General features: G+C 64.2%; 14 protein-coding genes and 1 pseudogene. 7 read left to right on the top strand and 8 right to left on the bottom strand.

The genetic code is table 11. The features are described from left to right. Positions 1-3 precede the first annotated feature (3 nt). From B5X90_RS03590 to B5X90_RS03575, 5 genes are all read right to left on the bottom strand, one after another. Positions 4-1,575 carry a Na+/H+ antiporter gene (locus tag B5X90_RS03590; RefSeq protein WP_079550129.1) on the bottom strand — a complete coding sequence of 524 codons (1,572 nt, stop codon included), beginning with the start codon at positions 1,573-1,575 and terminating at the stop codon, positions 4-6. A gap of 85 nt (positions 1,576-1,660) precedes the next feature. Further along, the gene (locus tag B5X90_RS03585; protein WP_079550128.1) at positions 1,661-2,320 is read right to left on the bottom strand and encodes an NAD(P)H-binding protein; all 660 of its coding nucleotides are present in this window, start codon (positions 2,318-2,320) and stop codon (positions 1,661-1,663) included. After that, a complete protein-coding gene (yidC, locus tag B5X90_RS03580; protein WP_079550127.1) occupies positions 2,317-3,117 on the bottom strand; it encodes a membrane protein insertase YidC in 801 nt (266 codons plus the stop codon). Before yidC ends, B5X90_RS03585 begins: the two co-directional genes overlap by 4 nt. A 262-nt stretch (positions 3,118-3,379) precedes the next feature. Continuing rightward, entirely contained in the window at positions 3,380-3,601 is a 222-nt protein-coding gene (locus tag B5X90_RS20945; protein WP_143264646.1) for a hypothetical protein, read from the bottom strand. A gap of 215 nt (positions 3,602-3,816) precedes the next feature. Continuing rightward, positions 3,817-4,959 carry a tyrosine-type recombinase/integrase gene (locus B5X90_RS03575; protein WP_079550126.1) on the bottom strand — a complete coding sequence of 381 codons (1,143 nt, stop codon included), beginning with the start codon at positions 4,957-4,959 and terminating at the stop codon, positions 3,817-3,819. Positions 4,960-5,216: 257 nt separating this feature from the next. Here B5X90_RS03575 and B5X90_RS03570 point away from each other — a divergent pair, with 257 nt between their 5' ends. The 5 genes and pseudogenes from B5X90_RS03570 to B5X90_RS21535 all read left to right on the top strand — a co-directional run. Then, complete coding sequence (locus B5X90_RS03570; protein ID WP_079550125.1) at positions 5,217-5,444, top strand: helix-turn-helix transcriptional regulator; 228 nt, start codon at positions 5,217-5,219, stop codon at positions 5,442-5,444. A 283-nt stretch (positions 5,445-5,727) separates the two neighbouring features. After that, on the top strand, positions 5,728-6,120 hold the full coding sequence (locus B5X90_RS03565; protein WP_079550124.1) for a hypothetical protein: 393 nt from the start codon (positions 5,728-5,730) through the stop codon (positions 6,118-6,120). Further along, on the top strand, positions 6,117-6,536 hold the full coding sequence (locus B5X90_RS03560) for a helix-turn-helix domain-containing protein (RefSeq protein ID WP_179129038.1): 420 nt from the start codon (positions 6,117-6,119) through the stop codon (positions 6,534-6,536). Before B5X90_RS03565 ends, B5X90_RS03560 begins: the two co-directional genes overlap by 4 nt. A gap of 1,877 nt (positions 6,537-8,413) precedes the next feature. Further along, a complete protein-coding gene (locus tag B5X90_RS03550) occupies positions 8,414-8,950 on the top strand; it encodes a hypothetical protein (protein ID WP_079550121.1) in 537 nt (178 codons plus the stop codon). A gap of 32 nt (positions 8,951-8,982) precedes the next feature. After that, positions 8,983-9,099, top strand: a pseudogene (locus B5X90_RS21535) (IS5/IS1182 family transposase); the annotation flags it as partial. A gap of 7 nt (positions 9,100-9,106) precedes the next feature. Here the strand turns inward: B5X90_RS21535 and B5X90_RS03545 are convergent. After that, on the bottom strand, positions 9,107-9,937 hold the full coding sequence (locus B5X90_RS03545) for a DUF6994 family protein (RefSeq protein WP_256860038.1): 831 nt from the start codon (positions 9,935-9,937) through the stop codon (positions 9,107-9,109). 730 nt (positions 9,938-10,667) lie between these two features. Here B5X90_RS03545 and B5X90_RS03540 point away from each other — a divergent pair. Then, the gene (locus tag B5X90_RS03540; RefSeq protein WP_143264645.1) at positions 10,668-10,931 is read left to right on the top strand and encodes a hypothetical protein; all 264 of its coding nucleotides are present in this window, start codon (positions 10,668-10,670) and stop codon (positions 10,929-10,931) included. 552 nt (positions 10,932-11,483) lie between these two features. Here the strand turns inward: B5X90_RS03540 and B5X90_RS03535 are convergent. After that, positions 11,484-11,996 carry a hypothetical protein gene (locus tag B5X90_RS03535; protein ID WP_079550118.1) on the bottom strand — a complete coding sequence of 171 codons (513 nt, stop codon included), beginning with the start codon at positions 11,994-11,996 and terminating at the stop codon, positions 11,484-11,486. Positions 11,997-12,573: 577 nt separating this feature from the next. Here B5X90_RS03535 and B5X90_RS03530 point away from each other — a divergent pair. Then, a complete protein-coding gene (locus B5X90_RS03530; protein ID WP_079550117.1) occupies positions 12,574-12,906 on the top strand; it encodes a hypothetical protein in 333 nt (110 codons plus the stop codon). A 184-nt stretch (positions 12,907-13,090) separates the two neighbouring features. Here the strand turns inward: B5X90_RS03530 and B5X90_RS03525 are convergent, their stop codons facing one another. Beyond that, positions 13,091-14,398, bottom strand: coding sequence for an RNA-guided endonuclease InsQ/TnpB family protein (locus B5X90_RS03525; protein WP_256860037.1), 1,308 nt, complete (start codon positions 14,396-14,398; stop codon positions 13,091-13,093). Between the last annotated feature and the right edge of the window lie 67 nt (positions 14,399-14,465).

The following is a 14,465-nucleotide window of genomic DNA, read 5'->3' as shown; positions in this document are numbered from 1 at the left end:
GCCCTAGTCCGGCATGATCATGGTGCGCAGATCCAGCTGCCGCAGCACCCGGTCCGCGACTTCCGGGTCCATGCCCGGCTCGTTCCGGGCCGCTACGACTTCCCGGCGGGCCGCATCGAGGGCGATCGTCTGCACCGCAATCGCCAGTTCCCGGCCACGCTTGCGCTGCTCCCCCGCGCTTTCATTCCGCAGGCTCCCGTCCAGCAGCTCGGCGTGCAGCCGGGTCATTTTCTCCTTCACGAGCGCCACCTTATCCGCCGGCAGCTCCTTCATGAGCTCGTTGTCCTTCAGGGCCGCGATCGCCGACTGTTGCGCCCGGCGGGCCAACACGCGGGCGGCGTCGCGTTCTTCGGAACCGTCCTCGGACGCCTTCAGGACCCGCATGAGCCACGGCAGCGTCAGCCCGGGCAGCACCAGGGTGGCCAGCAGCACGGCGCAGGCGATCACCAGCAGCTCGCTGCGGGCCGGGAACGGCGTGCCGTCCGCGACGGTCAGCGGCAGGGCCAGGGCCAGCGCCAGGGTGGCCAGGCCGCGCATGCCGCACCACGTCAGTATCAGCACGTCCTTGGCCGACGTGGGGCGCAGGACGTCCTTCCTGGCCCGGGAGAGGCCGGACATCATGGCCAGCCAGGCGAAGCGTGCGGCGAACACCAGGACGCACACCACCGCGGCCGTCCCGACCATGCCGAAAACGGCGCTGCCTTCGTCGTGGATGACCTGCCGTACTTCCAGCCCCACCAGCCCGAACGCCAGGCCGGTGACCAGCAGTTCCACGACGTCCCAGAACGCGGTGCGGGTGACCCTCTCCGCGGCGTCCCCGGGCCGGGAGTGGCGCTGCATTTCCAGCGCGGTCACGACGACGGCGATCACCCCGGAGGCATGCACCTCCTCGGCCAGGATGTAGGCGGCAAACGGCACCACGAGGGTGACGGCGCTGCGGGCCACCATGGAGGTCACCAGGCGGGTGATCAGGCTCGTGAGCCAGCCCATGCCGATCCCCACAACCACCGCGATCGCGGCTCCCAGGACAAACTGGAGGACGACGTCGGAGGCGATCTTGGTGCCGGCGACGGCGGCGGCCACGGCTGCCTGGAAGATGACGATGGCGGCGGCGTCGTTGAACAGGCCCTCGCTCTGGAGGACGTTGATGAGCCGCCGCGGCATGTGGACCCGGCTGGCGATGGAGTCCACGGCCACGGGATCGGGCGGGGCCACCATGGCGCCCAGGGCGATCGCAGCCGGTATGCCGATGCCCGGGATCATGAGCCAGGCCGCGCCCGCGACCACCGCCGTTGAGACCACCACCAGCGCGACGGCAAGCATCAGCAACGTGCGCCAGCGGACGCGGAACACAGCCCACGAACTGCGCTGCGCTGTCGCGAAGAGCAGCGGGGGCAGGAAGATGGGCAGGATCAGCTCAGGCGGGATCTGGATCTCCGGGAAGCCCGGGATGAACGTCCGGGCAACGGCCAGGATCAGCATCAGCACCGGGTAGGGCAGCCTCAGCTTCTCCCCGAGACCGACAGCGCCCACCGTAGCCAGCAGAAGTCCAACGATGAGTGCCAACTGATCCATGTGCCCGCTTTCCCCGGAGGCGGGCCGGGGCATCCCGGGTGGATGCGCGGACCGCCCTCACCACCCTATCGGGAACAGTCCTGGGCTAGGCCGAAGGTTCCAGCGCTGCCGCGAGCGGGAGGGTGCCGTCCCGGAACTCGATGGTGCGCCCGATCGTGGCCGGCAGCCCGAGGACCGCCGCCGCCACCAGGGCGACGTTGGCCCGGGCGGTTTCGGTGCCGTCCGACGTGTCGGCTGGGTCGACGTCGATCATCCCGTTGCCGGGTCCCGTGGTCAGCGTTCCGGGGCCCAGGACGGTCCAGTCAAGGCCTGAACCGCGCAGGTACTCATCCGCCGCAGCCTTGGCTTCGGCGTAGGCGAAGAAGCCGTTGTCCGCGGGGACTCCGTGGTCCGGCCCGGCGCCGAAATAGGACACCATGACGTACCTGCTGACGCCCGCTTCCGCCGCGGCGTCCATGGAACGGATCGCGGCGTCGCGGTCCACTGCGTAGGTCCGTTCGGGGCTGCCGCCGCCGGCCCCGGCCGACCACACTAGGGCGTCGTGTCCGCGGAGGGCTCCGGCGATCTGCGCCGTCGTCGCGTTCTCCACATCCAGCAGCGCCGGCGTTGCGCCGGTGGCCGCGACGTCGGCCGCATGGTCCGGGTTGCGGATAAAGGAGGTGACCCCGTGCCCTTCCGCCGCGAGGATCCTGGACAGTTCCAAAGCCACCTTGCCGTGGCCGCCGATAATTGCGATGCGCGTCATGGTCCCATTCTGTCCCACCGGACAGCGAACTGCTGCCCCATGGTCCACAGGTTGGTGGTGGTCCAGTAGATCAGGACGCCGATGGGGAACACGATCCCGCCCACACCGAAGACGACCGGCAGGCTGTACAGCAGCACCTTTTGCGGGCCCATGAGTGGAGTCGCCACGGCCTCGCCGGACAAGCTCCTGGCCATGATCTGCCGTTGCGTGATGAGCTGCGAGGCCGTCATGGCCAGGATCATCGCAATGGAGAGGATCCATACCGAGAGTTGACTGCCGCCGCCGCCGTGCAGCAGCGAGGCCGAGAGCGGGGCGCCGAAAATCGTGGACTCGTCGAACTGCGCGACCTGTTCGGGGCTCATGGCCCCGACGGCTTCGCCCTGGCCGGCCGCGGCGCTGATGCCGGACAGCATCTGGAACAGCGCGAAGAAAAAGGGCATCTGGATCAGCAGGGGCAGGCAGGCCGAGAACGGGTTGGTGCCGTGCGCCTTGTAGAGGGCCATCTGTTCCTGCGCCATGGCCTGGCGGGAGAGCGGATCGGTCTTGCCCTCGTATTTTTCCTGGAGCTTCTTCAGGTCCGGCTGCAACCGCCTCATGCGCTGCTGGACGTTGACCTGTTTAAGGAACACCGGGATCAGGGCGGCGCGGATCACCAGCACCAGCCCGATGATGGCCAGCGTCCACGTCCAGCCGCTGGCCGGCGGCATGCCGACGGCGCTGAACCCGTCATGGAAACCCGCCAGCATGGCTGAGACCAGCCATTTGAACGGCGCCAGGATGGTGCCAAGAAGGTCCACCGATACCCCCAACCGTCAGATGCTGCAAAGCTACGGTGAAACACGCCGCTTGTCACGGGCTCGCCGTGCGGGAGGGCACACCGCTGACCAGGAGGCGGTTCAGCCGGTGTCCGGGCGTGCCCGCACTGCGCTGACGGCGTTGATTTCTAGGCTGATCTGAATTGGACGCAGGCGTCCAGGCCGGTGGTGCCCGGTGCGGGCCCAGGGGCTCGGGGCCTGAGTGCTGCTTCTGCCCCGCTGGCCCGGGCCAGTTGGTGCACGATCAGCGGGCCGAGGCCGCTGCCCTCGCCGCCCTGGGTGCCGCCCCAGAAGCGGCCAACTGCCCGTTGGCAGTCTTCCGGGATCGCCCTGGGCCTTCGTCCAGGATGTGCAGTTCGACGGTGCCTGGCTGTTGACCGTGGGAGACCACGAGCTGGACCAGTGACCCCGGCGGGGCGACGACCACGGCGGGCAGGGCGAAAACGAGTCCGGCGACGACAAGCACAAGGGAAGCGATGACTGACAGTGGGAAGACAGAAAAACCCCCGGAATCTCGCGGATTCCGGGGGTCTTGCCTGTAGCGGTGGGGAGGCTCGATCTCCCGACCTCACGATTATGAGTCGTGCTGTAAACCCCCAGGCTGGAAGGCTTTCAGGCATGATATGCAGCCATTTAGCAGCCATGTGGTTTACGGCAATCGATTAGCTGCCACACGCTCGACTAAGCCAGGGCGTGGTTCAGCAGGTCGTCCACTGCCCTGGCAGACGCCTGCACATCGTCCGCCAGGAGCTGGGCATACACGTCCAGTGTGGTCACGGCGGAGCTGTGACCGGCAATCTGCTGGACGGCCTTGATGTTGGAGCGCGCACTGACCCACAGTGTGACCGCCGTTCTCCGCAGGTCGTGAAACACGATCGAAGGAAAGTCGGGGTCCACTTCCTGGCATCGCGCGATGGCGGGGTGCAATGTTCGGCGCGCGAAGTTGGATGACCTTAACTCGCCACCTGACGGAGATGTGAACACGAGGCTTCCCGGCCGCATTCCGTCGACGTGGATCTTCAGCAACTCGGCCACCGATGCCGGGATGGGAATCCCCCGGGGCTTGCGTCCCTTTGTGGTTCCCCTGAGTTGGAGGTGCCCGTCCACTGAAACCAAGGCCGTCCGAGCAATAACCTGAGGCTCGGCACCCAAAGTCAGCGCGTCAACTTGGAGACCGGCAATCTCAGACCACCGTAGGCCCGTAGTGCCTGCGAACAAGATCAGCAACCCGTATGCGTCGTGGGGTGTCCTCCAGTACCGTCCACCGGTTGCTGCCTGTTCGGCGAGCGCTTTCAGTTGCGAAACCGTCAGCGCGGCCGGCTCCCGGATCGGTTCCGGCCTTGGCACGTTATTGATCGTTGCGTTGCGGGCGGGATTGGCAGGCAGATATCCACTGCCCACAGCGTATTCGAGCATCCGCCCGAGCTGGCGGTATGAACGCTGGCGGGCATCGTCCGTGGCGAACGTTTTGAGCCAGTCATTGATGACCGTAAGCGTGATGGTGGCAATGGCCCGGTGCTCAAGGTGGGGCCTCATGTGTGTTTCATAAATCCGCTTATATCCAGCCACGGTGACTGGCGATGCAGGGCGCATGCCCCTCGCACCGACCTTTTCAATACGCACGATCCATTCTTCGTGGAGGTCGTGAAACCGAATCCTGCCACCCTTCCGGGTGTCCACGAGGGTGCCACCAGCCTTCGCTGTGTTGATCTGCAACTCGTGCGCCTGCGCTTCGCCCTTCGTCCTGAACCGCTTATATCTACGTTTGCCGTCGACACGGTAGTCGTGCTGGTACTTCCCGTTCGCAAGCTTGGTGATCGCCATGCCGCAACAGTAGCCAGAAAGTCGTGCGTTCGCGAACTCCAAAGGGAATCCTCCAGCCACACAATATTCGTACCGGGCCTTCTCCAACGTCCTCCGCAGGTCCCGGAACCACCGAGTATCTGCTCAAGTCCCGCCCCTGGGGAAGCGTTCCCCTTTCCTGATTCCGTCATGTGCCGCAATGGCGCCTGCCCTATTCGCATTCAACGTGCACGTCGCCGGTCGGCCTTCAGCCGACGGCCCAACCATCTGGAGATTCCTTGTCCGTTATCCCCGTTCATGACAACGCCAGTGTCGAAAAGGCACAGCAGATTAGCCAGTCCCTGTACATGACCCGCCGCACCACTGCGAAATTCATGGGCGTGAGCGAGAAGTTTCTTGCCACCCACCTGACCGACGGACCCAAGCGCCTGCGGGTGGGGTCGAAGATTGTCTACCGCTTGTCAGACGTGGAGCGCTGGATGCGCCAGCAGGAAATCACCCGGTAGCAAGCGAAGGGGGCGGCCTGCCCCGGAGGCGTGCCACGGCCTCCGGCAATGTCGGCGGCGGTCCCCCGGAACGCACAGAAAAGGCCGGTACCGCTTCCTCGCAGGACGATCAACGCGCCGCTTAGCCGAGAATGCAGCCGGCTTCCAAACTGTTCGTCTGATACCGGAATTCTCTGGTGCCAATGGCGGATGGCCCGTCCATCCGCTCGAAATCACCACGCGTCCTCGACCGGGCCCTTCCCGCCTGCGTCATACCTTTCAAGCCTATTCACTGGAGATATATATGTTCCCACTAACCGAACCGCCGCTTGCAGCAGGTCCTGCGCCGCAGACAGCCGAGTCGCCGACTGCCGATGATCTCGGCGGCAACAACTCCGCGTTCGCCGCGGTGAATCCCTTCCTGGACCTCTGGCTCGAAGTTGTCGGCGGCGACAGCCAACTGTCGCCTGAGGCCTTCATGGTGGCAACCGTCCTGGCCCGATCCGTCACCCTCGGCCGCGTGGCCTTCACCAACTGGCAGCGGGTGAATGTCTCGCTCGACCGCCAGAGGACTGACTTCGGGGTGTTCGAAAGCATCCGTGAACTCCAGACGGCTGGCTACTTGGGCCGCTTCCAGGGCAACCGCTACAACAAGTCCCGCGGGTGGTCACTGTCGCTGCCGGAGCAGGAACTGTGACCACGGTTCCGAGCACGCCGTCGCGTCCCCTGCAGTACTCGAAAGCGATCCGGGAGTCCGATTTGCCGACCGGGGTCAGGGCTGTCTGCTGGGCGTTGGCCACCTATGCCAACAACAACACCGGTATTGCCTATCCGACTGTCGCAACGCTCGCAGAAGCTACCGGGATCTCCGCGCCGTACGTGTCAAAGCACACAGGGTTCGCCGAGGCAAAGGGCTACCTGCGCAAGGACCGCCGAAAAGACAGCTCAATCATCTACACCATCACGGTTCCCATCGTCGAAGAACCGCCGACCACGGAGATCGCCGGCACGGGGACGGAAATGCCGATATGGGACTGGGTTTCGCAGGAACGAGCCAAGCTGGCAGCCCTCACGAGCGGTCCTAACACCACCCCGCAAGACCGCGTGAGGTAGCCCGGAAGACAACCGCCGGGGGCTGGCAAAAGCCCCCGGGGGACCCCGGGACAGTCGCTCTACTCCTACCCCGGGATTCATTCCCCGGGACCCCGGAAATACCGCTGCCTAACTACCTCACCTCTCTACCTTGGGTAGAACTACCTAAAAAGTTCTACCCAATTGGAACTACCTCAATTGATCTACCTCACGATTTCGACGCCCCTGACGGGCGGCGAAGTCCATTACCGACAAGGGCGGGGGTCTGAGGACCCGCTGCGGTGTTCTACCTCAGTAGACCTGTACCCGTCCTGGGCACATGTTCGACGCCCCACCAGGGGCGGAGACCGGTGAACTTACCTTGGGGCAAGGCCACCCCCTTCCGGAAGAAAGACGGGAGAGACCGCAATGTCCCGGACCAACTGTTGCCTGGTCAAGGACAGCGATGACCTTGCCATGGGGCAAGGCCATCGGCGGGGTGTGGGACCGCCCCGCAACCGAATTAACGTTTCGGCCAGTCCAGGGGAGGCGGAGCACAGCGCAGCCCGAAGGGCGGAGCAAGCTCCGCGTAACTCAACGATCCGTTGCATTGCCCTGTGTCGATTTCAACCAACCCAACGACAAGAACCCGAGGTCACCATGAAAGATTCCACGTCCCGGCGCGCCCAGGACCGTCCTGAAACACTCTGGCAGGCGAGGACCTTCAAGACGATGAAACGCCATTACGAGCGCTTGGGACTTTGCCGCGTCTGCGCGGCCCAGGCGGCCTGGGGCCACCAGTTGGGGTTCTCCAGGATCAATCCGCCCTGCCACGACTGCCAGCCGATTATCGACACCTTCCCGGTCGACAAACCGGGGTTATGGAGGTCCCGCTCTCCGCGCCGCGGGGCCAAGTTCTCCTCCTCGATTGGCTCCGGAAAGGGTTAGCCACGCCCGGCCCTGGGCGAGGAATTTCTGACAACGGTACTGGCGCGCCGCACCCGGAATGCCGGTCCCGCCTGACAGCGTCAATCAATGCGCCGTGGGGGCCGCGCTGTTAAACCGTTGCGGGATGAGGAGCCGGCGGGACTATTCCGGCCCTTCGGGCAAGCCGTTGCCGCTTCCCACATGGATGTTGCTAGCACGATTCCGGGCACGCCATGGTTCGGTCGCGTACACGATCGCGCTTCCAAGATAATGATGCCCGGAGGGCCCCGGCTGAGGTGACGTCGGTACCGCCGACCTGGCTGCGACCCGTTTCATCCAGGCCACGGCGAGCACTTCTCCGCCGAGATACGGGCCAAAGGTACGCAACAGGCCCTGTGCGAGGAATCTCTGACAACGGTGCCGGCGCACGGCGCCAGAAGTCTCTCGCCGGCTGCCAGCGCCACCAGAAGGGCCGCTGGCGCGCTGTAGGCGTTGGCAGTGAAGGAGTGCGTGAAGCCGGTCGGGCGGGCACATGACATGGCAGGCATCGTTCATACCCCGGCTGGGATGAGGCCGCTGGATCACGGCGTGCAGTTTCCATAACCGGAGCCTTTCCAAGCGGGGCCCTTCGCAAGCCCCCCGCTGGGCCCGGAGGCTGGAGCCCCGAGCGCCGATGACTCTGTCGCCGTCCCGGTGGTGGTGTTGTCACTACCGATAACTCCGCGCCCCGATGGCGTATGCCACCTTCCTCCCCGAGTACGGCCCATGTGCGGCACTGAGCCGATCGACGCTCCCACAACTGCAGCCCTGAAGGCCTGATTCAACCCGCCCACCCCCGATAACAGCGACAGGTAGCGGACGGTCATCAAGGGCTACCTTCCGGCTGTGGAATGAGCATGATTGCGGAGCCGGTTAATGTCCAGCGGATCTGTTTTTCTTAGGCCCAGGGTGAGAAGATGACGCCATTCGTCAACTTTGCTGAAGGTGGGGAAATGGCTAGGAAGAAAGGTGGCTCCGCCGCAGGGCTGGTCGGGCTCGGGCTCGTCGGGGTGGGGCCCTGGGGGTTTCTCTTTGCGGCGGCCGTTGTCTACTATTTCTGGTGGTTCTTCCTGATCATCATCGGCTTGGTGGCACTCACGGCCTGCTATATCTCGGTCCGCCGCGCCAGGGCCAAGGTGGAGTCGAAGCCGGTGCCCGTGGTGAAGCCGCCCAAACCGGCGCCGGAGAAGCCCAAGGAGCCAGCCCCGCCGGTGTACTGGCCGAAGTGGGACGGGACCCACAAGTGGGCAGTCGGACAGGACAAGGACGAGTGGGACCATGCTTTCGACGAGATCATCAAGAACGCCGAGGAGCGGGCGGAGGGTCAGTCGAAGCCGCAGCCGGTCGAAGTGGATGACGTCTATGCCCAATTGAGAGCCAGGCTGGAGCAGCTCGGTGCGGAGACCGGCAGCGCGCCGGCGCCGCCGGCGGCCTCAGCGGAAGGCGATGTGTATGCCCGACTGAGATCCAGGCTGGGGCAGCTCGGTTAGGGCGCAGCTCCGCCGGGCCGGGATCCACATAGCGTCGCGTCCGCGTCATCGACGCGTTCGTCGCTGTGGCCAACGCGATCATCATCGTCCGCTGCCTGATCCGCGAGGCCTGGACCACCCACCGTTGGGACACCCGGACCCCAAGCCGTCTCTGGCTCATGAGGGTCGCCACCAAGGGCAACGAACCTCCATCTCGGGGTGGTTCTTCGTGACCCATTCGGCCATCCGGCGGCCCCGCCCTGCGATGAACTGCAGCGTGGCCTCCCGATACGTGATGTAGTCCGCCGGTATCCCGGAAGGCTCAAAGCCCTCAAAGGGCACGAAGAACCTAATGTCTTTGTAGTCGGGCGTCACGAGGTCTTGCAGGTGGAAGAAGTCCACGAACTCAACGAACCCATCGAAGATCTCGAAGAAGTCTTTGTAGGCCTTGATGACATTGGCGAGGGGGCTATCTGACTCTCCTGCGTAGTGACGCCGGATGCACTCAAGGGTGAGGTCCATGCGGTCAGCAATCTGATGACCTTCAGCACCGAACCCCCGGGCCTGGTTCATCGTGGGTTTGTCCTTCGCCCTGACGGGCCAAATCATCGCACTGCCGATGGTGTACGGCGGGTTGAGGTAGCGGGCCCGCTGCTCCTCGTTCAGACCGGCCATCGCGTCAGCCAGGGAATGCGGGTTTGACCGGCCGGTGTAGGAGCTGGTGATGGCATCGCTGCCGTAGCAATGCCTCGCCCCGGAGTCGTCTGTATAAATGAGGTACTCGTTCCAGCGGGCCGCTGATGCGCTCGGGGCGAAAAGGGCGCCAGAGTTCAGCTTCTTGGTCCACAGCAGCTCATGGTCCGCCCGGAGCCTTAGGCTGTTCGAGTCCGGGTCGCCCAGCTCTTGGGCGACTGAGGGTGAGTCCGGTGGTAAGCCGCCGGCGTTGCCCCGCTTGGCCTTCCGAGACTCGTCGGTCTTGTAGTCGAATGAAGTATCAAAGACGCACATGATCGCAGTGTATGCGCACGTCAGGTTCTTTTAGGCAGAGCCATCGTTGTTTTGTTGGTTACGAGCCCAGGGGTTCCTGCCCGTCGGGGGGTGATGAGCTGCCAGGGCGGCCGCCGGCGTCCGGTGCCCGGCCTTGGCATTGGGGCGTTTGCGGGTGTACGAGGCCTCGAGATAGTCCATGATTCCGGTTCCAGACAACTACATACTTATCAGGGCTTGTGCCTGCATCGCTAAATCTGGTGCGGCCTTACCTAACGGCGGAACCTCTTAACAGCTAAGTGTCGCAGACCTAGTCCCCATGCGAACCTGTCGGCCTATGCGGGCCGAGTCGTCGATACAGGGATGGGCCAGGTGCCGCCGGACATCGTTCTCCCCGCCGACATCAGGATAATAAATCATTTTTAATTGCCTGAACCCGTACGTGTTCCTAGTCGCTATCGCGCGGGCGTGACCGCAGACGAGGTGGGGGTGACCCCCACCCGTTCGATAGGGAGGCAGTGTCGCTAGGCAGGGCGACTGTCACGGTGCCCGCCACAGTTGCCCGGCGCCACAGGGCCCAGCCTGACCGCGGGTTTCCGAGTCCGGCGGATGCCGGTGCCGCCGTAGGCAATGTTGACGTCGGGGATACCTATTGCATGTCAGCAGCGTATCTAGCGGTGGTGCAGGCGATGGCGCTGCACCACCACCCGCGCCTGACCAGTGTGCAACCCGAGTTGAATCACTGGCACAGTTGCATTGGTCCAGTGCGCCGACGCCCTACACCGGCATATTCTTCAGACAATCCAACGTCAAGGGATGGTGCTCGATGAAGCGCACGACGGCGAAGCGTGGGGTGGACGCCCTGCAGGTCCTTTGGGTGGTGCTCGTGGTGATCTTCGGCGTGCTTATCGTGACCAATCAAATCAGCGGCTTCGCCTCGAGCCTCTACGCTGTCGTGGTACTCGGCGTGGTGTTGGCGGCGAGGGCTCTCCGACGTAGACGCCGACGGTCGTGACATCAAAACCGGTGCATCACGACGCAGGCGGCCCGATCATACGAACGGTTCCACCTTCTGGACAGCCGATTCCGGTCGCCTGATCGCACCTCGGGCAGAGTCCCGGCCATACAGTGGTCGCCGGAGGCATCGCGTTGGGCCCCCACCCCGTCGAGGCTGTTCCTGCCGCCATGGTCCAAGACGGCGCTTGATTCACCCCCCGTCCTGGGAACCCACCAGGGCTGGAAGGGCGCCGCGGGGACCGAGACCCGGTCGAACCATGACTCCCAGCGCATCGCCGCAAGAGATGCGGGAGTCTCAGGGATCGTATTCCCTGTCCACGGGTCTGGGCAGGACCGGTCCAGCTGGTGCCGTGCGCCATGGCGAGAGGCGCAGGTGTGCCACAAGGCGTAGTCCGGGGCATTGCCGAGGCGCAGATGGGCGTCACCATCAGCACCTCGTTGCAGGAGATGCAGGTGCCCCAACTCTCAACGCATCGGTGCAAGAGACGCACGTCGCCGGTCATGTGCCGGCCCTGCCTGACGATGCCGCCCGTCAACCTAGCGAGCCGAGCTAACCTTCGCCAAGTCGCCCTGCGCTGGACGGGAGTGCAGGCGGGCCCTCGTCTGAGTGTGCACTGAACAGCATCCATCCAGCTTCAATCAGGCCCGAGAAAGTCATCCAGAGGACGAGGATGGCTTGCCAGTCATTTGATACGAACGGCAGAAATCCGAAATCCAGCAAGAGCACTGATAAGAGGGCCGCCTGCCAGTTGTGAAACCTATTGGCGTCGCGCCTGTGAACCACGTAGCTGACGAAATGCCAAAAGATCACGCAGTAGCCCAATATCGCGACCAAGATGGCTGCCGCTTCCCATTGGTGGCTGGGCATTAGAACAATAAGCGCAAATAACAAGGGCGCGCTTAGTTCCATCAACGAGGTCCGTGCGGATGCGGCGAAGAGCTTATTTCCGACTAGGTGATTGCGGTTAATCTGGAGGGCGACGAACGTTAATCCCAGCAAAGCGGCAGCCGACGAGGCCAAGTATTCGAAGAACGGGATCCAGTCATCAAATTTGCCCGTCACGCCGGCTCCCTCCATCGATGAGACCGATCACTTACGGTTCAAATGCATCCACCGGCACCACCGATCAAGTTCCTTGGATAATAGGCGGAAGGTATCACTATCTCAAGCCGTCCGGGGCACTTCCATGACAGGAAATTCAAGGGTGGTGATCAATGATTGGCGGGAGTGGCGCCACCCTGGCTGAAAGGTTGCCGTTGGGTGCGGTCACCGGCTTAGAGCATGCGCTGCCAGCGCAACGTTGCGCTTCGGTTGGGCAGTCGCCACTTGCTCCGGCGGGGGCGCATGGTGCCTTGGGCGTACACGCGGCAACGAGGCGTTCTGCGAACTCGGCCTGCATCGGCTCATCGCAGGACAAGCAGCGCCGACGGTCAGTGCCGCCTGTATCGGCTATGACGAGGATTCCGCCGGGGTTGTGATCTCAGATAGTGCCGGCGTCCAAGCACCGGGTCGGAGCAACAAGGTCAAGATCAATGGCTGCCCCCGCACGCGCTCACCAGCTACGAGCCAGACCCACCAGCACCCTGGGTGCCGTCGTGGTGTGCGGCGTCTGCCGCTATGTCCGGGCAAGACTACTCTCGTGCTTGAAACCAAGGTGCTGGAGACCCATCCCATCGTGGCCAGCCACCGGAACAAGGCCAACGAGATCCAATCGGCCCCTGCTCCGCTTCGACAGGGCCCAGGCCAGAGGGTGGAGCGCATCTCCGGTCAGGGATCCGACGCCATTGACTTCGACGACGAGGACGGGCCTCAGGTCACCACCACCGTGAACCCCGTCATCTGGAAGTACGAAGATGAGCCATTGGCGGACCTGACCGATTCGGATCCCGAGGGGACGTTCAAAGGCCACTTCGACATGTCGACGACTTCCTCGTCGGCGCTGGCATGCCCCTCACAGGCCCTGCACTGCTGAATTTTAACGCTCTCAAGCGGGTCATCAATCTCAATGCCCGGAGGCCTGTGCCGTCGATCCGGCGGCAACCACCCAAGCACGTGCTGGCCCTCGCGGCAGGCCCTCACTTCCGCGGCGTGATCGGCGTGCTCCAGCGGGAGGCCTACGCCGGCCCCGACGGGGCCGCGCCAACCATATGCTCCATTCATGAGTCGATTAGCTCTCCCTGAGCGTGCCGTCGTGCTCGATCCAGCAATAAAGCCGACGTGACTTCGCCTGATTGAGAGGCGGTGACCCCGCCCGAACCACTCAGGTTTTCTCGGGACACGGCTTTCGCCGTGTCCCGCAGGACCAGCCCGGCCCTGAGTATGTTGACCGCCGCATTGACGTCGGCGTCGTCCCGGTGCCCGCACGAAAGGCAAAGGAAGTCCTTGCCGTTCCGGTTGGCCGCCTCCCGGTGCCCGCATTCACTGCAGGTCTGGGACGTGTAGGCGGGGTTGACCAGGATGAGTTGCCGCCCGGCGCTTTCAGCCTTGGCGCGTATCATGCCCAGGAGGATTCCCCATCCTGCATCGAGTATGGACCGGTTGAGTCCGGTCTTTGCACTCCCTCCATTGGGTTCGTAGCCCCCGGCCCCGTCGGGCCGGGGTGCCGCGCGCCGGGTCATGCCGGCGATTGTGAGTTTCTCGGCCACGATGACGTCGTAGCGGGCCACCAGCTGGTGCGCCGCCTTGTGCAGGTAGTCGTGCCGCTGGTTGCGGGTCTTCCGGTGCATGCCAGCGACCCGGCCCCGGGCCTTGCGGTTGCGGTTGGATCCCGGCTTCGTGCGCTTCACCGCCCGCTGGGCGTCAGCCAGCTTTTCGAGGGAGACCTTGCCGTAGGCGGGGTTTCCGATCCGCTCCCCGAGGGAGGTATAGGCCAGTCCGTTGGAGCCGGTGGCGAGGTCGAGGCCGACCACGGCGCCGGTCTTCGGCAGCGGGGCCGGCAGGTCCTGCTCGACGGCCAGGACGACGTACCAGTGCTTGCCTTCACGTTTGACGGAAACCGTTTTGACCCTGCCCGTGACCGGGCGGTGCTGCCTGACCCTGACATGGCCGATGCCTTGGAAGTAGACCCTGGTTTGCGTCGGATGCGGCACCGAGTCCCACTTGGCGCCGTCTCCGTTGCGGTGGACCACCGTATTGAAGCGACCGGATTTCTTCCACCGCGGGTAGCCCGGCGTCTCGCCGGCCTTGACCCGGCGGAAGAACCCTTGGAAGGCCCTCTCCAGTCGGCGGAGGGTCCCCATCTGGCTGGTGAATGACCAGCGTGCATAGTCTGGATCGTACGCCCGTATGGCGGTGAGCTGGCCAGTTTCGTCAGCGTACCGAATCCCAACATGTGAACGCGTCCAGGCACCCGCTCGTGCCTCCAGGGCCGCGTTATAGAGGAAGCAGTGATCGGCCAGCATCGCCCGGAGCAGGTCCTCCTGCTTCGATGTCGGGTACATGCGGAACTTATACGCCCGGATCATGGCTTCCGGTCGCTGGCTTCCATAGTCCGCACCTGACTTTCTCTCGACAGGATGCACTGAATCGCAT

Origin of the sequence: Arthrobacter sp. 49Tsu3.1M3 (assembly GCF_900168135.1) — a bacterium.
Taxonomy (GTDB): Bacteria; Actinomycetota; Actinomycetes; order Actinomycetales; family Micrococcaceae; genus Arthrobacter.
The sequence above is the reverse complement of the archived record's forward strand: the minus strand, read 5'-3'. Positions and strand labels throughout refer to the sequence as shown.

Bases quoted from the DNA above. Each gene is read 5' to 3' on its own strand.
- B5X90_RS03585 (WP_079550128.1), bottom strand. From the start codon at position 2,320: ATGACGCGCATCGCAATTATCGGCGGCCACGGCAAGGTGGCTTTGGAA.
- B5X90_RS03550 (WP_079550121.1), top strand. From the start codon at position 8,414: ATGGCTAGGAAGAAAGGTGGCTCCGCCGCAGGGCTGGTCGGGCTCGGG.
- B5X90_RS03545 (WP_256860038.1), bottom strand. From the start codon at position 9,937: ATGTGCGTCTTTGATACTTCATTCGACTACAAGACCGACGAGTCTCGG.
- B5X90_RS03565 (WP_079550124.1), top strand. From the start codon at position 5,728: ATGTTCCCACTAACCGAACCGCCGCTTGCAGCAGGTCCTGCGCCGCAG.
- B5X90_RS03525 (WP_256860037.1), bottom strand. From the start codon at position 14,398: ATGATCCGGGCGTATAAGTTCCGCATGTACCCGACATCGAAGCAGGAG.
- B5X90_RS03590 (WP_079550129.1), bottom strand. From the start codon at position 1,575: ATGGATCAGTTGGCACTCATCGTTGGACTTCTGCTGGCTACGGTGGGC.
- B5X90_RS03575 (WP_079550126.1), bottom strand. From the start codon at position 4,959: ATGGCGATCACCAAGCTTGCGAACGGGAAGTACCAGCACGACTACCGT.